The organism is Paenibacillus sp. MER 180, from assembly GCF_023713665.1.
In the GTDB taxonomy this organism is placed as follows: domain Bacteria; phylum Bacillota; class Bacilli; order Paenibacillales; family Paenibacillaceae; genus Paenibacillus_B; species Paenibacillus_B suaedae.
This window is the reverse complement of record NZ_JAMAVT010000016.1, coordinates 57,169-78,925: the sequence shown is the minus strand read 5'-3', so window position 1 is coordinate 78,925 and position 21,757 is coordinate 57,169. Positions and strand designations below refer to the sequence as shown.

Sequence of the window (21,757 nt, the reverse complement as noted above, 5' to 3'; positions counted from 1 at the left end):
CGTGATGTATGAAGTGATGTGTTACTTCGACATATAACTTCGCTATGTTCTTATGGCTCGCAAGCCGTCGTAATCCAACCTACTTGCAATCCGCTGCGCTTCCATTTATCTGGCATAGGTGCATCGCATATGATGGCGGTGACCTTGCTCATGTCACAGATGCGGCACAGCTGTGTCTCCCCGAGCTTGGTACAATCTCCAAGCACATATACCTGCTCGGATTGCTCAATCATTAAGGTGGAGCAGATCGATTCTTCCATGTCGTAATCACTGATTCCCGCTGGTGTCATCCCTGCACAGGAGATGAACGCCTTATCGAAGTGGAAGCGTGTAAGCAGTTCACAGGTTAAGGCGCCTGCAATCGATTTCTGCTCTGGATGCGTAACTCCCCCGAGTACGATGACTTTGCCGTCAAATCGTTTGGCTTCCAGCCGTTCCATGAGTAGTTCGGCAGCAGGAATAGAATTCGTCACGATCGTAACGCCGACGACACCGCGTATGGCGCGAACAAGCTCAACAGTCGTCGTGCCTACATCGACCACGATTGTATCTCCATCTTGAATGAGCGCGGCCGCAGCTTCCCCGATTGCTTTCTTTGCCGACTGCTCGATGCTTCGTTTTTTATCAAAATGAGGTTCAATCTTCACATGCGAATACGCAACCGCGCCTCCGTACACGCGCTTAAGCATCTGCTTTGCTTCCAACTCGTCGAGATCCCTGCGAATGGTCTCGGGCGTAACCGTTAATACGCTGGCGAGGGAAGCAACTTGAATTTTGCCATGTCGATTCAGCTGTTCTAAAATATGCTGTCTACGTTCTTCAGGCAGTAGCATCATGAAGCGGAATCACGTCCTTCGGATGGAGGTATACCGTCGTGGTAGAGCCGACGCTCACCCAATCGGAATTGCGATGAATCTGATCGACGACGACATGCTGACCCTGAACCGTTAGTTCCATACGCGTAATGTTGCCAAGCATGGTCACATTGCGTACTGTTCCTGTTACGGCCATGCCGCCAACGAGCGGCTGCTCGCAGAACGTCTCTGGCCGAATGGCATACAGCTTGCTGTCTGCAAGCGTGTAGTCTGGTACGATTTGCCCTAAGGCTTCGGCGTTCCATACGTTATAGCTGCCAATGAATCTTGCGACGAACTCGCTGCTTGGCTGCGTATAAATCTCCTGCGGTGAGCCATGCTGCGCGATATTGCCTGCATTCATGATGTATATGTGATCACTGACGGACATCGCTTCTTCTTGGTCATGCGTAACTAGTACTGTTGTCATGTTCAATTCACGTTGAATGGAACGCAGCTGCTGCTGCAGGTTTTTACGAATTTGCGCGTCAAGCGCACTAAGCGGTTCGTCCAGCAGCAATACCTTTGGTTTCGTAACAAGCGAGCGGGCAAGTGCGACACGCTGCTGCTGCCCACCAGAGAGCTCACGGGGGAAAGACTTCTCCTTGCCTTGAAGCCCGGTGAGCTCAATCATTTCGCCAACTGCCTGGCGAATCGCATCACGCGGCATCTTCTTCATCGTCAAGCCGAAGGCAATATTGTCGGTTACCGTCATATTCGGGAACAGCGCATAGGACTGGAACACCATGCCGATCTCCCGATCCTTCGGTTCGATCCCTGTCACATCTTTATCATCAATGTGAATCGTCCCGCCATCGAGCGGAGTCAGTCCAGACAGGATGCGAAGCAATGTGCTTTTGCCGCAGCCGCTTGGGCCGAGGAGTGTAACCAGCTCGCCTTTTTGAATATGAAGATCAATGCTGTTCAGCACCTTTTGTTTATGGAACGTCTTGATTACTTGATTCATCTGTACGTAGCTCATTTAAGAAGCCTCCCTGCTCATTGTTGCTTGGGTAGTCGGAATGCTGTTGCCCACGATGTCTTCTTCTGGCTCTGCGACTGGCTTGGAAGTACGGCCCGTCAGCTTCACGATCCACGCGCTCAATATGGCCATCAGAATGAAGTAGGTTACGGTAATGGCGCTCGCGATATGGCCGCTCTTGTTCAGCTGTGCATACAGGAAGAGCTGCATGGTCTCGAAGCGTCCTCCGACGAGAATATTAATGAGCACGAACTCTCCGAATAGAATCGAGAAGGAGAGGAGTGCGGATACGAGAATGCCCGGCATAATGTTCGGAACAATCACGCGCAGGAATGCCTTTATGCGGCTGGCTCCTAGAAGCTCGGCAGCCTCCATCAACGATCCTGCCTGAACAGCGCGCAAGCTGTTGCGCGTCCCTTGATACATGAACGGCAGCATGCCGATGACATAGGCACCGAAGACGATGATAATCATGGAGAAGCCTTTGCCAGAGTAGGCGCGAATCAAGCCGACAGCCATAATAACGCCAGGAACGGCATAGGTAAGCATGACGAGCGTCTGAACCCAGCGCTCTAGCTTTGGTGCATACAGGGAAATCGCGAACGTAGCCGGCACGATAACGATTACCGCTGTTACGGTAGCTGCGCTGCTGAGCAGCAGGGAACGACCGAACGCCTGCATGAAGCGTGTATCCTGGAACAGCTCGCCGAACCATTTCAATGTTAAGCCTTCGGGCAGAATGGTTTGATTCCATGATGTCGCCAAGGAATAGAGCATGGTAGCGATGACCGGAATGAACAAATAGAGCAATACCGCTGCAAAGGCGAGCGTTGGCAGAGAATGAGCCAATCGTTTCATAGCAGATCCCTCCGAACTTTGCGCGTCAGCCATTCATTGACGAGCATGGCTGCAAGCAGCGTCAAGCCGAGCAGTACGCCCAAGGCGCTGCCGAGCTCAGGACGAGCGAAGATGTCTCCCGATACGAGTGCGCCGATACGTACAGGTACAAGGTTATAGTTGCTTCCTGTCAGGGCATAAGCGGAGGCATATGCACCCATGGCATTCGCGAACAAGATACTGAATGTGCCCGCGATGCCCGGCAGAAGCACTGGCAGACCGATACGCTTCCAAAATTGAAAGGGCGATGCGCCCAGCAGGGAAGCGGCTTCCTTCCAGTTGTCTTGAATCGCATGGTACATCGGATAGAGCAGCATAATGGCCAGCGGAAGCTGGAAGTACACATAAATAACGGTCAATCCTGACCATGAATACAGATTGAATGATGCCGTCATGTCAATGCCGAATTGGCGGAACAGCAGCGTGAACAGTCCGCTGTTGCCAAGCAGGACAATGAAGGCGAAGGCGAGCGGGATGCCTGCGGAGTTCGATGTCAGGTTCGTAATGACAAGCAGCCGCTCTTGTACGCGCTTCGGAAAGCGGGTAATGGCATACGTTGCAAATACGGCGGCAATGATGCCGATAAGGCTGGACAGCAGGGAGATGAGGATGCTGTTCTCAAATGCCTTCCAGTAATAGGGGTTCGTAAAAATTTCTTTGTATTGATTGAAAGTAAATGCCCCGCCGCCATCCTCTTGAAAGCTTCCCGAAATCATCGTGAAGAGCGGGACGAACATGAATAGCGCCACAAAGATAAGGAGCGGGATAATCGTGATGTACAGCATGCTGTTGATCCGTTTCATGTGCGTACTCCTTTCCTGTAATGTTACATCCTGAGACACTCCGTGATAAAAAACTTCTATCGAGGTAACTCATGATGAGCGACCGCGTCTAAAGGTATGTTTTTTTCCATTCTAGAAAGCCTTCGTGCCTCACTGCACGTTAACTTTCTAGAATGATCAAAAGTTCGCTTTTCAGCACCGAGAAGGTTGCATAAACTCGAAGAACGAGCAGCGGAGTGTAGGCGAGACTACATGAGCAGCGGAGTTCGAGAGTGAGTGCAAGATTCGATGTCGAGTTACCTCATGATTTACTTCGTGATCAAAAGCGAATTGGTGAACAAAAGGCGCCCCCTTACGGAGACGCCGGCCTGAACTCCAACATAGATAGCGGCTGCATCGCTTCCGATGGGGCAATGCCGAGCAAGCGGCAGGCGAGCGGCGCCAACTGCAATTGAGGTACTTCCTGTTCATAGACGCCAGGGGTCACCGAATTACTAATGACGAACAGTGGAACATGGCGTTCGGCGTCTGTCGTTCCGCCGTGATTGCCATCATTGTTCATGCCATGGTCAGCCGTAACAATAATCTGATAGCCTGCCTCCATCCAAGCTGGCAGTACGCTTGCAAGAATAATGTCCGCCGCCAGTGCCCGGTTGCGGTATTGCGCCGAATCCCCACTGAACTTATGTCCGTCATCATCAATGTTCATCGAATGGACGTACAAGAAGTCTGGAGCATATTGCGTGAGCAAGAAGTTCGCATCAGCGAACAAGTGCGAGTCAGGATAGTGATCTTCGAAGTAGAAGATGCCATGCTGAATCGGCTTGTCTGTATCGAGCTGAATGCGATCAACAGCTGGGTGGAATGGAGCCGAGTTATACAGCTCGCTTACCCAATAGTAAGAGGCAGTCGCATTTGTAAGTCCATGTTCCCGCGTTAAGTGGAACAGACTGCGCTCGTGCGATAACCGCACAGTCTGGTTCGTTGCAATCCCGTGGCGCCATACCGGAGTTCCGGTCATCAGCACCTCATAGAGCGGGCGAGACAGGCTTGGCAGGTCGGAGCGCACTTTGTAGCGCGCTGCCTTGCCGTATTCCACCAAGTGATGCATATACCCCATTTGCGTGACGGCGGTGTCATGGCGCAGGCCGTCCAGCATGATGAAGATGAGCTTATTGTGATTGTGCGAGCGGTTCGTGATGTTATTTGACATGAATGAGTACCTGCTCCTGCCACAGCTGTGGAAGCTGCTTCGTTGTTTCTTCCCATGCCTTCAAATCTTTCACGGGCTGTGCATTTTTGTACATTTCATCCGGGAGAAGCATTGCCTTTGCATCGACAGCCAGCTTCGCGTTGGAGCGGATTGGACGAGCATAGCCACGAGCCAAGTTGGATTGTCCTTCATCGGACAAAATGTATTCACGTGCCAGCATCGCTGCATGCGGATGCTTCGAGTACTTGTTAATAACCGTTGCATAGCCGCTTGTTGCAGAAGCTTCCTGCGGGATGACAACTTCGAAGCGGTTCTTGTCGATTTTGTCACGGTAGCCTAGTGCGTTGAAGTCCCACAGGAATCCAACTTCGACTTCGCCCTTTTCCAAGTTCGCAAGACCTGCATCATTGGAAGCAAGACGGCCTTGCTTCGCCAGCTCTGCGAAGAAGTCGATGCCCGGTTGAATGTTCTTCTCGTCACCGCCGAATGCGTAAGCAGCCGCAAGAACAGCGAATTGTGCCTGGTTTGCCTTCATCACGTCGCCAACAGCGACTTTGAATGTTCCATTTTTAATGTCTGCCCAAGATTTCGGCGGGTTTGCCACTTTGTTCTTATCTGTAATGATGGACAATGTACCCGTGTAGCCGAGCAGCCAGTGTCCTTCATCATCCTTAGCCCAGTCCGGAATGTCGTTCCAGTAAGACGTTTTGTATGGCAGCGTGAGGCCTTTTTGCTTCGCAAGCGGTCCGAATGCGATGCCGACATCGCCGATATCAGCGGTTGCGTCGTCTTTCTCCGACTCGAACTTTGCCAGTTCTTCAGCACTGGACATATCTGTATCCGTATGTTTCAAGCTATATTTCGTTCCTAAATCGTTCCACGTTTGCACCCAGTTCGCCCAAGTGTCAGGCATGCCGACCGAGTTGACTTGCCCTTCTTGTTTGGCCTTTTCCACAATTTGATCCAAGGTCAGCTTGGAAGCGTCGACTGCTTCGTTCGCAGCTTGTCCAGATGAGCAGCCTGCAAGCAAAAATGCGGAAGCAAGTACGGTTGCTGTCCATTTCATGAAACGATGAGTTCGCATGAGTTCATGACTCCTTTTTCATTTAGTTTTCGTTTTGTTTTCCTTCTGTTTACGTCTCTAATCATAAACAAACAAAGTTAAACCAACATCAAGCGGGTGATAAGGTATTGTAAAGGCAGAACCGAAACAAGTTCTCGGCGTCAGAATGACATGGTGGGGGGAGTATGGGGGGAGTATGGCATTTATATGAAAAATATGGATCGTTTTATGGGTGGACACGTATCAAAGAATATTGGCATTTCTAAGAATGGGAGAGAAGGATATTGTCTAGGCAAACGATTGCGATCGTAGGAGGAACAGGTACAGTAGGGAAGCATGTGGCTGCGACAGCAATTAAACAAGGATATTCGGTTCGCATTCTAGCTCGTCGTCCGGAGCGAGTCCAATTGAAGTCACCGCACGCCATTATAATAGAAGGAAGCGTAACAGATAAAACTGCCATTCACTCCCTCCTTGAGGGATGTGACGGTGTGATCAATGCTTTTGGACAGCCGATGAAGGACAAGCCGATTTATAGCGAAGTTGCGGCACGTTTGCTCCAAGGCATGAAGGAAACCGGTATTCGCAGATATGTCGGCGTGTCAGGAGGATCGCTTGATATTGAAGGGGATCGCAAGTCCTGGATGAACCGAATGGGTGCACGCTTATTTCGCTTACTATATGGGGACTTTATTCGGGACAGGCAGCGTGAGCTCGGCGTGCTTCGGGATAGCGATCTGGATTGGACGCTTGTGCGATTGCCGTTCGTGCATGAACGCGATGTCATGAAGCCAGTAAAGGTTGACCAATATGATATGCCGGGTACGAAAATATCAAATACCCATATTGCACGGTTTCTCGTAGATCAGGTACAAGAGGCTGCTTTTCTACGAAAAACACCGTTTATTTCACAATAATATTCCTACTAATGGAATGGGATTTTACCAACATTTGCGGTATAATCTTGAATGAAGAAGACGATCTACGTTATACTCTTCTCACTACAAATCTCGTGTAAAAAGGGAGTTAGCGAAATGGAAAAGGTACTTATTTTCGGACATAAAAATCCAGACACCGATACGATTTGCTCCGCAATCGCATATGCAGACTTGAAAACACAATTGGGCTTCAACGTTGAGCCGGTTCGTCTCGGCAGCGTGAACGGAGAAACACAATTTGCATTGGATACCTTCCAAGCAGAAGCGCCTCGTCTGGTAGAGACGGTAGCGAATGAAGTAAAAGGGGTTATTCTTGTTGACCATAACGAGCGTCAGCAAAGTGCAAACGATATCGAACAAGTGGAAGTTCTTGAGGTTATCGACCACCACCGCATTGCGAACTTTGAGACAAGCGGCCCTTTGTACTATCGTGCTGAGCCTGTAGGCTGCACAGCGACGATCTTGAACAAAATGTACAAAGAAAACGGCAAAACGATCAGCAAAAACATCGCTGGCTTGATGCTGTCCGCAATCATCTCGGATTCCTTGCTGTTCAAATCCCCAACTTGCACGGAGCAAGACGTAGCAGCTGCTCGCGAATTGGCTGAGATCGCTGGTGTAGACGTTGAGAAGTACGGATTGGACATGCTCAAAGCTGGTGCTGACTTGAGCCAGAAAACAATTGCTGAGTTGATTTCTCTTGATGCGAAAGAATTCTCCATGGGCAGCTCCAAGGTTGAAATCGCACAAGTAAACGCAGTAGACGTGAACGATGTACTGTCCCGTCAAGCTGAAGTGGAAGCGGCTTTGAACGACATTATCGCAACGAAAGGTCTTGACCTCTTCGTATTCGTGGTAACAGATATATTGAACAGTGACTCTGTGGCGCTGGCACTTGGTTCAAAGACAGAAGCAGTTGAGAAAGCGTACAATGTTACGTTGGAAAACAATACGGCATTGCTGAAGGGCGTTGTTTCCCGTAAGAAGCAAATCGTGCCTGTACTGACAGATACGCTTAGCAAGTAATTGATGTCATCCTATATGAAGCAGATTTCATCTGTTATACAACGGCTGTTTCCCTGATGGGAAACGGTCGTTTTTTATTGGAGGAGGTTAGAGAGCAGAGGGGAAGGGAACAGGATAGAGGGATCCATTTCCATTTGTAGAATACGTAAGGGATATGTTCTCAAAGAAGATGAGCCAGATTTACCTCGTCTTGATGTAAAGGAGGAAATTGAATTGGATTGTTCCATCCCAGATACGATTTTGCAGCGCAAGGGTGCAACAAAAGAAGCAAATATTCCAGTTGAAGTCCAGCAGCTATTACATACAGGAAGGTTAGAAAGCGTGAATTTAACAGAGTGGCTTGCTGTAGATCATATGACTTTGCTGGAACATGTATTGCCGGAAGTTGGTTTAGAGAAGAAGCTTTCCGATCTGCTTCTGGAAATAAAGGAAACGGATAGTATACGCGGCATGAAGGCGATACGGCTTATTGGGCAGCGACTCTATGAATTTTGCAGCACCGAGGATGCGCCCGTTACAGATTCCAAGCCGTTTATGGCGATCGCCGAACATCGCTCGGATTCCGTTCGATGCTGGGGGGCTTACATGGCAGGCGGTGATGACTCCATGTCTATCGACGAAGCATTGTCACGTATTCACCGATTTGCGGCTGACTCTCATTTTGGCGTTAGGGAGATTGCATGGATGGCTGTGCGCGCTCATATCGAGTCGAATTTGTCGGGGGCCATATCCATCTTATCCACTTGGACATCTGATACGGATGCCAATTTACGGAGATTCGCTACGGAAGCGACGCGTCCACGAGGCGTGTGGACGAAGCATATTGAGGCATTGAAGCAGAGCCCTTGGCAGGCGCTTCCGTTGCTAGAGCCTCTCAGATCTGATCCGGCGAAGTATGTGCAGGATTCGGTTGGCAACTGGCTGAATGATGCGAGCAAGACGAATCCGGACTGGGTAAGGGAGCTGTGCGAGCGCTGGACGAATGAGTCTGACTCAAAGGCAACAGCGCGAATTGTAAGCAAGGCTCAGCGAACCTTGCAGAAGCAGGTATAGCAGACCGGAACAGCAGCAGCTTGGTCGACTTTACCGATGTCATATCGTATCCGCTGGCAGCTTATCCAGCGGATATTTTATTTTGATCCGCTTCCCCATTCTTTCGCGACTATTTCGAATCTCTAGGTACTTGCTCGATTCGCATTTCCGTTTTCAATTCAGTTTCCCCCTTATCAATCTATCTCCGAAGCTTCCTCTGAATTTTTCTTTGTTCGGTCTGTACAGTTTTTCTTGTATCCCTCCCTCTTTTTGCGTTGCTCTTTGTTTTATTTAGAGCTTTTCGTCTTCCATCGTTCTAGTATCAAGAACTCTCTCTTTATGCTTTTCCCCCCAGTCGGCGTTTTTGATATGAGCCTATCAGTTATAAATAAACTAATTCCATGAGTCCAGAAGGACTCAATGACCGTAATGTTGCTTTGTCATACCGCTTATAGGCAAGGGGTTGAACCTCTACTCGCGTCACCTTTTATGCTAGTACTTGAGAAATTCAAGTAGAAAGGTGACAATCGATGAACAAACCAACACGCAAAGAAATTGCAATCGTCCAATTCATGCTGGCCATCTCATTAATTCTTGGCGTCCTGCCACCTCTTGTAATGTTCCTCGTGACAAGAAGGACAGAATCGTATTATCGTGATGCTAGCCGCACAGCATTGAATTTTCATCTGACCATTTTGCCGTTCTTTATTGTGAGCTATGCACTGCCGCCATGGTTCAAGTACATAGTCTTACTTGTTGAAACGGTGATCATTTTATATGCAATGATAAGGATTGCGCTTAAGAAAGCCTATCGTTATCCAGCCATACCTTACCTGAAAAAGTAGACAGAATCGAGGATACCCCATGACAACCGATATGCTGACGATCGGGCAGTTGTCTGCCCGCACAGGAATTACCATTCGAACGCTTAGATACTATGACAAGCTTGGATTGCTAACACCAAGTGATTACAAAGAGGGCGGACACAGGTTGTACAATGCAGATGATCTCAGCCGTTTGCAGCAAATCCAAGCATTGAAGTTCATCGGTTTTTCATTGAAAGATATCGCTGATTTATTAGACAAGCCACAGGTAGAAGAAGCGCATATTCGCAGAGTGATTGCGTTCAAGAAGAAGGAGCTTATAGCGGAGCAGGAGCGGATTCAGCTCATGATAGATCAATTGGATCATATGGGGACGATCATTTCGAATCATCCTATCATTGATTTGCGGTTGTTCTGCTTTATCGTGCATTCGATTATGTGGGAAGAAGAGCACATAGAGTCGCACAACCTAGAGGGCAATCCAATTTATAATTTTCGCAATGAAGAACGGGCAGAACTGGATCGAAAGTATTTTGCATTGCTTACGGAATTGAAACAGCTGATTGCAAGCCAGGTAAGTCCAGATTCGGGGGAAGCACAGAGTTTCATGAAGCGATTTATGGAGCTGTACGAATATACCGTTGCGAAAATAAGCCCTGCATCGGTGGCGCAGGCAGATGCACCAACGGATTTATCAAACATCCTCATTCCATTTACAGAGGAAGAACAGGTATTTCTAATCGAAGCATTCCAAGTGATGTCTTGTACGCAATAGAGGTAATGGATACATTAGGCTTGGCGGCGAACGGGCTCTTTGCAACAAACGCTTTCAGAGAACGCAGGGATATTTCCATTCCTATGGAGCCCCGGGATTGTCGCTCATCGGGCCTATCGTTAAATGGGGCTGCTCTCAATGAGATTCTATCTCTGGAGCAGCCTCTTGTTGTGCGGGTGGATGAGCGATATGAACCCTATAACGGTTCGGCGCTATAGCAGCAGCTTGGCTGCAAGCGGATAATGATCCGATGCAAGTGAAGAATGAATAACCGTTCTATCTTCGATATCTCCCGATTGATGATTGACGAATATGTAATCGAGCGTCTCGACAGCATTGCCTGCAGGGAAGGTGAAGGCATCATGCTCATCTGCGAAAGCGCTGCAGAATGCTGGAGACATGCTAGCAACTTCAACAGAGTCTGGATGTGCATTGAAATCTCCCGTAATGATGCACGGTTCCATAGTATGGCTCGCGACAATGTTGATTATCTCCTTCACTTGTTCGACCCGTTCCGATTGTGCTAATCCCAAATGTGTAGTGTAGAAATGTAGATTTATTCCGTCTGCATCAAGAACAGCTGCAAGCAGACCGCGCTGTTCACTCTCATCGCTGCTGAGCGGGTAATGCTGATGTGAGAGGATCTTGTACTTGCTCAATATGGCTATTCCATATTCCCTTTTCTGCATTCGCCCAGGCTCAGGCTCGTGAATCACGTTGTCTCCATAACACCAATGCATTCCTAATTGTTCAGCGAGCACCGCGATGGTATCCTCTCCATAAATTTATGTAAGCTGGCAATAAATAATTGACAATATATTTTGAATTGATATACTAAGTATAGTGTTGCAATTGATAATCATTATCGATCCTGTTTTTATATTGTCGCTGTGCACCATAGTGAAATAGAGATAATCATAATTAAGTCACGCATAAAAACATACATAGATAATAATTTCATCAATTCAATAATCTGTTTGACTATTAAGCTTATATAAGGGGAGAGTATGGGAAATGGGAAAATTTAAAGTAACAGTATTTTTAGCAGTTTTTGTGTTGATGTTGGCAGCTTGCTCGAATCCAAGTAATGGAAATGGAAAGACGGAGACGACGGGGCAAGAAAATCAAGCTGCTAAAGCTTCAACGGTTGAAATCACTGATGCTCATGGAAAGGTTACTGTTCCTGTAAATCCTAAAAATGTAATTGCTCTGGATAGCAGAACTTTTGAAACGTTAGCGGATTGGAAAATTAAATTAGCGGCTGCTCCAAAGGATGTAATGCCTAAGGAATCACCGTATGTAAAAGATGAAGCAGTTCAAAATATTGGGAACCACCGTGAACCAAATCTTGAAATTATCGCGGCTGCAAACCCTGAACTTGTCATTGTCGGTCAACGATTTGCTAACCATTATGAATCGATCAAAAAATTAGTGCCGAATGCAGCCGTTATTGACCTGAATTTTGATGTTTCTGAGAAAGCTGATAAGCCTGGGGAAAACTTAGTAAAAGGACTTAAGGATTCCACAATTATTTTGGGACAAATTTTTGATAAAAATGAAGAAGCTAAACAATTGGTAGCTGATTTTGATAAATCTATCGAAGACGCTAAGTCTGCCTATAACGGAACGGCTACAGTTATGGGTGTTGAAGTTTCTGGTGGGAATATTGGATTCTCCGCTCCACGTTTTGGACGTGTTTGGGGACCTATGTTTGAAATGTTTGGATGGAAACCAGCTTTAGAAATTGCAAATGCTACATCAGGTCATAAAGGTGATGAGATTTCTGTTGAAGCTATTGCAAAAAGTAATCCGGATTGGATTTTCGTACTAGATCGTGATGCTGCAATATCTTCTGAAAGTGAAGCTGTTCCCGCAAAAGATGTGATTAATAATTCACCTGCTCTTCAAAAAGTGACTGCTGTTTCTAAAGGACAGATTATATTTGCACCAAATGACACTTATACAAATGAATCAATCCAAACTTTCATTGAGATCTTTAAAAACATGGCAAGTACTTTAGCTAAGTAGTCTAAAGGAGCATAACATCGTGCTGAAAAAGACAATACAAAAAATTTCTGGGGTTGAGAATAATTCTCAACCCCGGCTTTATAACCATAACAAGTTATGGACAAAACCCTTTATATTTGCGATTATCGTTGTTATTATTTTAGGAATTATATCTCTATTTACTGGAGTTTATAATATACGCGGACAAGAGGATGGAATGGAGATGTTTTTCATTACTCGTGTTCCAAGAACAGCTGCATTAATGCTTACCGGGGCTGCCATGTCCATGGCGGGACTCGTTATGCAACTTATTACACAGAATCGTTTAGTTGAACCTACCACAACAGGAACTATTGAATGGGCGGGGCTCGGACTTCTTTTTGTTTACTTAGTATTTCCTGCACCTACGTTAGTTCTAAGAATGACTGGTGCAATTGTTTTTTCTTTTATAGGAACTATGATTTTCTTTTTATTTTTAAAAAGAGTGAAACTTCGATCGTCTTTAATCGTCCCAATTATTGGACTGATGCTTGGAGCAGTCATTTCTGCAGTTTCCACTTTTATTGGGCTCCTTTTTCAAAGTACGCAAAGTATTGAATCTTGGTTTGTAGGTTCTTTTGCGGCAGTCCAAATTGGAAGATATGAATATTTATGGATCATTGTTGTCGTTACTTTTCTTATTTTTATGTATGCGAATAGACTGACTTTAGCTGGACTAGGGGAAGATGTTGCAACAAGTCTTGGAGTCAATTACAATAGAGTCGTTCTTTTGGGTACGGGTCTTATTTCGTTAGCAGTTGGAATTGTTGCAGCAGTTATCGGAAACTTACCTTTTTTAGGATTAATTGTCCCCAATATTGTTTCCATGTTTAGGGGAGATGATCTTAGGAGTAATTTGCCTTGGGTATGTGTGATAGGAATGGGTACGATAACGGTTTGTGACATCATTTCTCGAACAATTATCATGCCTTTTGAAGTACCAGTATCTTTAATACTCGGGATAATGGGTGCAGTCGTATTTATTGCTATTTTATTGAGACAAAGAAAACCAAGGAGGCTAAGATGAACGCATTGGAATATAGAAATAACGACAATGTCGTTATCGATTCTAGCCTTCATAATAAAAATAGATCAGCTAGAGCTTTTCGTTCTAAGCAAGCAGAAAAACGTTATTGGATGTTGCTCATAACATTAATTGTTTTGGGCATCCTTTCTTCATATGGACTTTTAGTTTATAACAATCCAGTTCCGATCGATTCACCTTCTTTTATCCCAGTTGCTAAAAGAAGGATGGTAGCTCTTGTCGCAATGATCATTGCTGCCGTTTGTCAGAGTTTGTCCACTGTTGCTTTTCAATCGATTACGAATAATAGAATTATAACCCCTTCTCTTTTAGGCTTTGAATCACTTTACTCAACCATTCATACAAGTACCATATTTTTCTTTGGTGTTGGTGCATTGGTGAATTTTACTGGTATTGTACCCTTTATCATTCAAGTTATTGTTATGGTCTTGATGAGCTTGATCCTTTATGGGTGGTTGCTTTCTGGAAAGTACGGAAATTTGCAGATTATGCTTTTGGTTGGAATTATTATTGGCACAGGGCTAAAATCTGTGTCAGCTTTTATGAGAAGACTTCTTTCGCCTTCTGAGTTTGATATCTTACAGGCTAGATTGTTTGGTTCTGTTAATCATGCAGACGCTGCCTATTTTCCTATTGTAATTCCTATAGTAATCATTGTAGCATTGTTAATTCTTGCTCATTCTAAGAATCTAAATGTATTGTCACTTGGAAAGGATGTCTCTACTTCTTTTGGAGTAAAGCATCAATCGAGTATCATTTATACGCTTATATTAGTTTCTATTTTGATGTCAATTTCAACGGCTTTGATTGGACCACTTACTTTCTATGGATTTTTAGTTGCAACTTTGACTTATCAAGCAGCGCCAACCTATGATCATAGATATGTTTTTCCAATGTCTCTTGCTATAGGGTTTTTGATAATAACCGGTGCATACTTCTTAATGTATCATGTATTCAATGCTCAAGGCGTCGTTTCCGTTATAATTGAATTATTTGGTGGAATCATATTCTTAATTGCAATTTTAAGGAAGAGGGCTCTATGATAAAGATTAATAATGTTAGAAAATTGTATACGGATAAGGTAAAGATAGGGCCTTTGAATATTGAAATACCAAAAGCGGGTCTTACTTCTTTAATTGGACCAAATGGTGCTGGAAAGTCTACGACACTTTTGATGATTGGAAGACTTTTGGATATGGATGAAGGCCAAATTCAGGTAGCGAATATGGATGTTACTGAATCTAAATCAAAAGACTTAGCAAAGATTTTAACGATTTTACGTCAAGAAAATCATTTTGTAACGAGGCTTACGATTAGACAACTCGTTGGATTTGGACGTTTTCCTTATTCCAAGGGAAGATTAACGAAAGAGGATGAGGCTATTATTTCTAAATATATCGATTTTTTGGGTTTGACTGATCTAGAAAATAGATATTTAGATGAGCTTTCTGGTGGTCAAAGGCAAAGGGCATATGTAGCGATGGTTTTGTGCCAAGAGACTGAATATGTACTTTTGGACGAGCCGCTGAACAATCTTGATGTTGCACGTTCTGTTCAAATGATGGAGCATTTGAGGCTTGCTGCTAATGAATTTGGAAGAACAATTCTGACTGTTATGCATGATATTAATTTTGCAGCCAAATATTCTGATCGAATTTGTGCAATGAAGGATGGACAAATTGCCGCTTTTGGAACAGTAGAAGAGGTTATGGATCCAGAGGTTTTGACAGATATTTTTGAAACGAAAATAGAAATTATTGATGGTCCCTATGGGCCAATTGCAGTTTATTAGTTAGACGGATTGTCAAGCAAAGTGCGACAGCTCATTCAAGCTTCGTTAGCAGGTATCCAACCTAGATATTTACAAGGGCGATTGCCGTTCTCATTGAAGCCTTGGATCTGCAAAGTAAACTTTTAGGGATGAACGGTCTCAAGCTTGGCATAACAAGAAACCCTTCCCTACGATCCACAGTAACAGTTTGAAAGGCAGCCTGAGGATATTGACTTGGCTGCCACCATCTAGGCGGTGCGATCGGGTATTTTCAAGGCCATGAAGTGACGAGTCTTGCGCTATATGAAAGCGTCTACACAGGCCTTGTTTTTGCCACGGCTGGAGACAACGGTGTCCAACTCCCAGTGACCGAAGGTTTATCGCTTGCAAGCTCAGGAGTATATTTGCTGACGGGAACACAGGATGCCCTGCGGTAACGATAAGCTTGTTGAGCTGACTGTGCTTCGCATCCCTGTTCTAAGCTGCCGCACTCGACTTCTTATGCAGAGCTTCTAATTTACTACGTTCAATTATGCTAAGATGGGTGAAGCTCATGTTGGTTATCCTGTATGAATGGGTGTATGGTAACTCCCATTTTACACGAAACTGACATGAGCCTTTTTAGTTGTCGCACTCCATAGTACAATCCGTCATCTAAAAAAATGGATCGGAACACAGTGTGCTGATTCACACTCTCTAGGTCTATGCTTGAAAAGCTGGACCGGGTCAAAACGAAATACGGCCTGTTGGAGCCGTAACAAAAGTTAAGCCACACTTAAGGGATGATTCCTGTATCGTACAGGGGTCATCCTTTTTAACGCTTTTGGTTCTTGCGCAAGTCGCTAGTCCCTTGAATTCCGTCCTTCTCGTAGGCTTTCTTCCCACAATCTGCGCACTGATCCACTCGCTTTATGGGTACCAGTTTATATTGATGCAGGTGAGCTGGTACCTCTTTGCGCCGATTGTGGGAATTTGGCAAGATTTTAATTGATGATGATAGGAAGAGCGATTTATAATGATAAATGGGTAAATGTGGGTTTGTGATGAATTGGAGGGGAGATTTACATGCATTTGGAGCAAATTGATATGTTCGATTTAGCTTTTAACAATGCATCGATCGGAATGGCGATCGTCTCGCTGGAAGGACGCTTTATGAAAGCAAATCATGCCTTATGCGATATGATCGGCTATACAGAATGTGAATTGCTCTCTCTGGACTATCAGCATATTACCCATCCAGACGATCTGGAAGAGAGTATCCTACATATTCAGCAGCTGCTGGACAGACAGATTTCGTCTTTTCATATTGAGAAACGTTACATAGGCAAGTTAGGAGAAGTGATATGGATGCTGCTTACCGTATCGCTTGTCCTGGATAAGAGCGGCAAGCCGCTTTTCTTTTTTTCTCAATTTCAAAATATTACGGTATGCAAACAGACAGAACGAGTGCATCTGCAGACGGAAGCGATCCTGAAGGAGAAGGAGGATTCCTTCCAATCGTTATTGGAAATGCTGCCCCTCGCTGTCATCGTGACGCATAATGGAATTATACATTATATGAATCGTGCCTCGATTAATTTAATTTGTGCGGATGAAGCAGCCGGCATTCTTGGCAAGCCAGTGCTTGATATTGTTGAGCCTACGAATCACAACCTTGTGTATGAGCGAAGACGCAAGTATCGGGAGGGTATTAAGCTCGGGCCAGTAAAATATGATATCCGATGTGCAAACGGAGAGATGAAGCGGGTTGAAGGTTTCTCGCTGCCCACGACATTTCATGGGGAGAAGGCGACTATAGGGGTCTATCAAGATATAACCGATCGGAGCAAAGAAGAGGAGCGAATGCTGCAGTCCGAGAAGTTGTCCATCGTGGGGCAGCTTGCTGCCGGCATTGCGCATGAAATTCGGAATCCACTGACGTCGATTAACGGCTTCCTGAAGCTGATGCGTACGATGAAGACAGATAAGGAGCAGTATTTCGATATCGTGGAATCCGAGCTGAAGAGCATCGAAGTAATTGCCAATGAGCTGCTCATTCTCGCGAAGCCAAATGTGGTGAATAGTCGAAGGACAGATCTGATCCATCTCATGGAACAAATCATCGCCTTTATGAGTGTGCAATCCACTTTGAAGAACAGCAATATTGTAACCGATTTATCGGAAGAGGCGCTTTGGGTGGATTGTGAACCGAATCAGATTAAGCAGGTGTTCATTAATTTGATCAAAAACGCAATCGAAGCGATGTCAGGGGGAGGCAATATTTATGTACGAGCCAAGCTGGAGGGCGACTATGCGGCTATATCCATACAGGATGAAGGCTGTGGGATTCCAGCAGATAAAGTGAGCAGACTGGGTCAGCCTTTCTATACGACGAAGGATACGGGGACAGGGCTAGGACTGATGGTGAGCTACAATATTATTGATAAGCATGGCGGCTCCATTGAGGTGGATAGTGTGATTGGTGTAGGAACCACATTCATCATTCGATTACCGCTTGTCCAAGTCAAGGATGGGGAAGACGCTCTGTAACAGCTTCTCCCCTTGCTGCTATTGTAACCTTATTGCGCATTATCGCTTTGTTGTATTTGCAATCATCGAATCTAAGGACTCCCAGAATGTTGCGATATTTTCCTAACGTAACCTTACCACAAGCAGTCGAGGGTTCCAATCATTTGAAGCAGGTGCATGGAAGCTGGCGATTGAGATGGAGACAAGGATTCTGGATGGATTCTAGCGAATTGGTTATTGAAAATATTGGGATGAGATATATGAGAGGTGAACAGTACAATGGGTCATAAGCAAGCATTGGAACGTTACATCAAAGCGACAAATACGCATCAATTCACAAATGTGCAAGCATGTTTGGATGATGGTGCAGTCTACTGGTTCTCTGATCGTACCTGCTCAACGATGGCTGAGATTAGGGCGTATTTCGAACATGCGTGGGACGTGATTCAGGATGAAGTCTATTGTGCGACAGATGTGGAGTGGATCGCCGTGGACGGACAGACGGCTGTCTGTTTGTACACGTATCAGTGGAGCGGCCTTTATCAAGGAAAGCAGGCAGCAGGGAGCGGAAGAGCGACCAATGTGTTCAAGCAAACCAGTGGCGAATGGAAGCTTGTGCATGAACATTTGAGTGCACTGAAATAAGAATGTCTTTTACGTAGAAAAGGTGTCATCCGCTGATGGTATTCAGCAGGATGACACCTCTGTTATTGTTATGCGTCCAAGTTCGCCAATTCATAAATGGCGCGGGCATAAATCGCAGTTGCTTTCAACAAATCCTCGATCTCGATGTATTCGTCTACGCGGTGAGCCATCTCTTCTCTTCCTGGGAATAAGGCGCCGAATGCGACTCCATATTCCATGAATGCAGCGTATGTACCGCCGCCTGTTGTCAGCAAGGTAGGCTCAAGCTGTGTTTCCTCCGCATAAATCTTCTGCAGCACCTTGATCATTGGATGCTCTGCATCGACATGATGCGGCTCCTTCAAGTCAGGCTCCTCTACGAGGAAGCCGAATGCATCCATCTTCGCTGCCAATGTATCCAGAATCGTCGGTAGATCCTGTGTGACTGGGAAGCGAATGTTCAGATGGAAGAATGGCTGCTTGTCCGCTCCGAATTCGAAAATACCTGCATTGACGGTTAATGGCCCTGTAATGTCATCCTCATACGCAATGCCCAGCTTGCTGCCCAAGTGATCGTCCGTCAAATAAGCATCGACGCAGCGAATGTAGCGGTCAGCATCGGCTTGGAAGGAGAACGAACGCAAAAATCCGAACAGCTTCAATGCAGCATTGATGCCTTGATGAGGCTCCATGCCATGGGCGGATTTCCCTTTGAGGCTGAGCGTCATTTGATTGCCATTCACTTCGGAAGAACCTTTCAATTGCTGCTCTGTGTAATAGCTCTCGAACTTGGCTGCCAATTCTGCAAGAGCAGCAGACTCACCAGAGATCGTTGCTGTTGCAGATTCCGGCACCATGTTCTCAACACCGCCGCCATGGAAGGATACGAGCTCTAGCTGCCCCTCTTGACGCCCGGAAGCAGAATCGTCTGGCTTCAGCAGGAAGCGGGTATTGATTTGACCCTTCTCCGCATGTGTAATGGGGAAGTCGGCATCTGGAGCGAAGCCGTATAGCGGCATTTTCTCACGCTTCGTATAGGTCTTCATGCATTCCATCCCGCTCTCTTCATCTGCACCGAAGATAACGCGCACATTGTGCTTCAATGGCAAGCCGAGTTCTTTCACAATCTTCAAGCCGTAATAAGCTGCAAGTGTAGGCCCTTTATCATCAATGGCGCCACGCGCGAACAGCTTGCCCTCACGAATGTCAGGGGAGAATGGCGGGGTTGTCCAATGTCCGGTTGCAGGGACGACGTCAACATGGCATAGTGCTGCGACATATTCGCCACTCGTCGATTCGCCATATTCGGCGTAGCCTACATATCCGTCCAGGTTCGTCACACGGTATCCGTCGCGACGGGACATGTCCAGCACATAATCAAGCGCGCGAGCTACATTTTGCCCCATAGGCTTGCCAGGTTCGCTCGTGCTGGCATCCTTCACACTTTCGATGCTGAGCAATCCCTTCAGATCCTGCAGCAGATCGTCCTTGCGCTTCAATACTTCTTCCATCCAGTTCATCAAGCCGCACTCCTTTTGTATTGAAAATTGAACATGTGTTAATAGTGGTCGTGTATATGCGACGCTCATCCATGAACATATGATTGCCGCCTTGGCATAATTATAACAGGTGAAGTCCAGTAACAACATACAGGGAGCTGGCGAATCGCAGAGATTGTAGGGTTCAGTATCACCCAGAATATGTTCACGGATGTTTATATTGGTGCTGAGGGCTCTGTGGTGGATGGGCTTATATCGAAGTCCAGCCATCCTTCCAGACTATCGTTCAGCTCAACCAGTAGCTCTGCTGTTTGAACAGATATCACGCAAGATCCGCTCGATTTATCTCCCACTTCAAGGGATAGAGGTAGAGGCGGCGAACCGTTATATGAAATGGATCGATCACATGTCGACTATTGTGCGTCAAGTGAAGGAGTGGGATAAGAACAGTGTTCAATCGGTGCGAGGGGTTCTGAACAACTTGATGGAGGAAATAAATCGTGACCGGGACATTGGAGAGGGCGTGAAGTTGAAGTTGTGTTTCAATATAGAGGAAGGAATTGCACTTATAGATGCGTATATGACGCAATAGAGAACCGACAGACAAGACACCGATTAACTTTGAGAAGATGGATTGTACATATGCATGACGATAAGGAAGGGAAGGCTGCTTTGCCCTCGGGTAGGGATAAGGCGGCCTATTTTCGATGCCTACCTATCGTTTGTCCAATCCCTTCTATCTATGGGTGCATTTTATAAGTAGTATAATCTTCATTTTGCACCAGCAACCTATGTCTATAGGAGGGAACGGCGTGTTAGCTAATGCTACGATTCTAGTAACAGGCGGAACCGGTTCATTGGGCTATGCCCTCGTTGAACAATTATTGCTGCATCGTCCTGCTCGCATCATCGTTTATTCGCGCAATGAGACGAGCCAGTTCATTATGAGCCGCAAATTTGAGGATGCAAGACTGGCGTTCTGGATTGGCGATGTGCGCGATCAAGACTCCCTCCATCAGGCATGCCAAGGGGTCGACTATATCTTCCATCTCGCTGCGCTCACACATGTATCCTTTTGTGAGGAGCATCCGCAAGAAGCGTTGAAGACGAATGTGGTTGGTACACAATATGTGATTGAGGCCGCTATTGCGAATCGGGTTAAGGCGGTTATATTTGCATCGACGGATCAAGCCGTGGAGCCTACGAGCTGCTTTGGAATGACGAAAGCGATGGGTGAGAATATAATAATGAACGCCAACATCGTAAGCGAATCCACGAGATTTATCGCTGTTCGCAGCAGTAATGTTCTAGGAACACACGGGAGTGTACCTCATGTACTGCTGGATCAGATCAAGAATAAGAAGCTTGTTAGTATGATGGATCGGGGGAAGACCTGTTTCTTTACGCCGATGAAGCAGGCAGTCGCCTTATTGCTGAAGGCGCTGCAATCAGGAATTGGCGGCGAGCTCTACACGATGAAAATGCCGTCCTGCGCTCTAGTGCATATGGCTGAGGTATTTATAGAAATGTGTGGCGAGAGAGATGTACGGCTTATTTTTACAGGTCCAGCGTCGACTGGCAAAGGGAAGATTCACGATATTCTCATCTCAGAAAGTGAGAGCCGACATACCGTGAAGTCAGATGATTCTTATTTGATCGTTCTTCCTCTATTAGGCATGCCGAGACTGCATGAGCATTATGCGTCGTATCCTTCTATGGCTGTGGGGGAGTACACATCTGCAGAGGGGGCAATGACGAAGGAAGAGATACGTGAATTGCTGTTCGATAGCGGCTTGTTGTATGAGGTGCACGTTTCCAAGCAAGCTCAAGGCTCACGGGACTAATCAAGCGACATGGAAGGTTTCTATGTATAGCACG

The 21,757-nt window shown here is 46.0% G+C and carries 21 protein-coding genes and 1 pseudogene; 13 read left to right on the top strand and 9 right to left on the bottom strand.

Features of this window, described 5'->3' with window-relative positions:
• Window positions 1-50: 50 nt before the first annotated feature.
• The 6 genes from M3661_RS22850 to M3661_RS22825 all read right to left on the bottom strand — a co-directional run bounded on the left by M3661_RS22850 (window position 51) and on the right by M3661_RS22825 (window position 5,812).
• Window positions 51-836, bottom strand: a complete 786-nt coding sequence (locus M3661_RS22850) for a DeoR/GlpR family DNA-binding transcription regulator (protein ID WP_251488893.1) — start codon at window positions 834-836, stop codon at window positions 51-53.
• Window positions 820-1,836, bottom strand: coding sequence for an ABC transporter ATP-binding protein (locus M3661_RS22845; RefSeq protein WP_251488890.1), 1,017 nt, complete (start codon window positions 1,834-1,836; stop codon window positions 820-822). Before M3661_RS22845 ends, M3661_RS22850 begins: the two co-directional genes overlap by 17 nt.
• Window positions 1,837-2,694, bottom strand: a complete 858-nt coding sequence (locus M3661_RS22840; protein WP_251488887.1) for an ABC transporter permease — start codon at window positions 2,692-2,694, stop codon at window positions 1,837-1,839.
• Window positions 2,691-3,536, bottom strand: a complete 846-nt coding sequence (locus tag M3661_RS22835) for an ABC transporter permease (RefSeq protein ID WP_251488884.1) — start codon at window positions 3,534-3,536, stop codon at window positions 2,691-2,693. Before M3661_RS22835 ends, M3661_RS22840 begins: the two co-directional genes overlap by 4 nt.
• Window positions 3,537-3,867: 331 nt before the next feature.
• Entirely contained in the window at window positions 3,868-4,728 is an 861-nt protein-coding gene (locus M3661_RS22830) for an alkaline phosphatase family protein (RefSeq protein WP_251488882.1), read from the bottom strand.
• Window positions 4,718-5,812, bottom strand: a complete 1,095-nt coding sequence (locus M3661_RS22825) for an ABC transporter substrate-binding protein (protein WP_251488879.1) — start codon at window positions 5,810-5,812, stop codon at window positions 4,718-4,720. The genes M3661_RS22830 and M3661_RS22825 overlap by 11 nt, the downstream gene beginning before the upstream one ends.
• Before the next feature lie 263 nt (window positions 5,813-6,075).
• Between M3661_RS22825 and M3661_RS22820 the strand changes: the two genes are divergently transcribed.
• The 5 genes from M3661_RS22820 (at window position 6,076) to M3661_RS22800 (ending at window position 10,386) form a co-directional block, all read left to right on the top strand.
• Entirely contained in the window at window positions 6,076-6,708 is a 633-nt protein-coding gene (locus M3661_RS22820; RefSeq protein ID WP_251488876.1) for an NAD(P)-dependent oxidoreductase, read from the top strand.
• 117 nt (window positions 6,709-6,825) lie between these two features.
• On the top strand, window positions 6,826-7,755 hold the full coding sequence (locus M3661_RS22815) for a manganese-dependent inorganic pyrophosphatase (protein ID WP_065292812.1): 930 nt from the start codon (window positions 6,826-6,828) through the stop codon (window positions 7,753-7,755).
• Window positions 7,756-7,968: 213 nt separating this feature from the next.
• A complete protein-coding gene (locus M3661_RS22810; RefSeq protein ID WP_251488873.1) occupies window positions 7,969-8,808 on the top strand; it encodes a DNA alkylation repair protein in 840 nt (279 codons plus the stop codon).
• Between the two features lie 509 nt (window positions 8,809-9,317).
• Complete coding sequence (locus tag M3661_RS22805) at window positions 9,318-9,632, top strand: DUF4870 domain-containing protein (RefSeq protein WP_065292813.1); 315 nt, start codon at window positions 9,318-9,320, stop codon at window positions 9,630-9,632.
• Between the two features lie 19 nt (window positions 9,633-9,651).
• A complete protein-coding gene (locus M3661_RS22800) occupies window positions 9,652-10,386 on the top strand; it encodes a MerR family transcriptional regulator (RefSeq protein ID WP_251488870.1) in 735 nt (244 codons plus the stop codon).
• A gap of 212 nt (window positions 10,387-10,598) precedes the next feature.
• On the opposite strand, the gene M3661_RS22795 is transcribed toward M3661_RS22800, so the two are convergent.
• Window positions 10,599-11,153: an endonuclease/exonuclease/phosphatase family protein gene (locus tag M3661_RS22795; RefSeq protein WP_483874665.1), complete on the bottom strand. Its 555-nt coding sequence runs from the start codon at window positions 11,151-11,153 to the stop codon at window positions 10,599-10,601.
• 247 nt (window positions 11,154-11,400) lie between these two features.
• Here M3661_RS22795 and M3661_RS22790 point away from each other — a divergent pair, with 247 nt between their 5' ends.
• Genes M3661_RS22790 through M3661_RS22775 form a run of 4 tightly spaced genes read left to right on the top strand, consistent with a single transcriptional unit; the run spans window position 11,401 to window position 15,269 of the window.
• A complete protein-coding gene (locus tag M3661_RS22790; protein ID WP_251488863.1) occupies window positions 11,401-12,414 on the top strand; it encodes a siderophore ABC transporter substrate-binding protein in 1,014 nt (337 codons plus the stop codon).
• Between the two features lie 34 nt (window positions 12,415-12,448).
• Window positions 12,449-13,459, top strand: coding sequence for an ABC transporter permease (locus tag M3661_RS22785; RefSeq protein ID WP_094183184.1), 1,011 nt, complete (start codon window positions 12,449-12,451; stop codon window positions 13,457-13,459).
• Window positions 13,456-14,520 carry an iron chelate uptake ABC transporter family permease subunit gene (locus tag M3661_RS22780; protein ID WP_065292816.1) on the top strand — a complete coding sequence of 355 codons (1,065 nt, stop codon included), beginning with the start codon at window positions 13,456-13,458 and terminating at the stop codon, window positions 14,518-14,520. The genes M3661_RS22785 and M3661_RS22780 overlap by 4 nt, the downstream gene beginning before the upstream one ends.
• Entirely contained in the window at window positions 14,517-15,269 is a 753-nt protein-coding gene (locus M3661_RS22775; protein ID WP_065292817.1) for an iron ABC transporter ATP-binding protein, read from the top strand. The genes M3661_RS22780 and M3661_RS22775 overlap by 4 nt, the downstream gene beginning before the upstream one ends.
• 102 nt (window positions 15,270-15,371) lie before the next feature.
• Here M3661_RS22775 and M3661_RS31075 read toward each other — a convergent pair.
• Window positions 15,372-15,625 (bottom strand): annotated as a pseudogene (locus M3661_RS31075) (IS30 family transposase); the annotation flags it as partial.
• Between the two features lie 688 nt (window positions 15,626-16,313).
• Here M3661_RS31075 and M3661_RS22770 point away from each other — a divergent pair.
• Window positions 16,314-17,777 (top strand): PAS domain S-box protein, encoded by a 1,464-nt coding sequence (locus tag M3661_RS22770; RefSeq protein ID WP_251488860.1) that lies wholly within the window; start codon window positions 16,314-16,316, stop codon window positions 17,775-17,777.
• A 258-nt stretch (window positions 17,778-18,035) separates the two neighbouring features.
• A complete protein-coding gene (locus M3661_RS22765) occupies window positions 18,036-18,401 on the top strand; it encodes a YybH family protein (protein ID WP_251488857.1) in 366 nt (121 codons plus the stop codon).
• A 68-nt stretch (window positions 18,402-18,469) separates the two neighbouring features.
• On the opposite strand, the gene pepV is transcribed toward M3661_RS22765, so the two are convergent.
• Window positions 18,470-19,900: a dipeptidase PepV gene (pepV, locus tag M3661_RS22760; protein WP_251488854.1), complete on the bottom strand. Its 1,431-nt coding sequence runs from the start codon at window positions 19,898-19,900 to the stop codon at window positions 18,470-18,472.
• Between the two features lie 202 nt (window positions 19,901-20,102).
• Here pepV and M3661_RS22755 point away from each other — a divergent pair, with 202 nt between their 5' ends.
• Both M3661_RS22755 and M3661_RS22750 read left to right on the top strand, forming a co-directional pair.
• Window positions 20,103-20,471, top strand: a complete 369-nt coding sequence (locus M3661_RS22755) for a hypothetical protein (protein WP_251488852.1) — start codon at window positions 20,103-20,105, stop codon at window positions 20,469-20,471.
• 220 nt (window positions 20,472-20,691) lie between these two features.
• On the top strand, window positions 20,692-21,723 hold the full coding sequence (locus M3661_RS22750; RefSeq protein ID WP_251488849.1) for a polysaccharide biosynthesis protein: 1,032 nt from the start codon (window positions 20,692-20,694) through the stop codon (window positions 21,721-21,723).
• The last annotated feature ends 34 nt before the right edge of the window (window positions 21,724-21,757 follow it).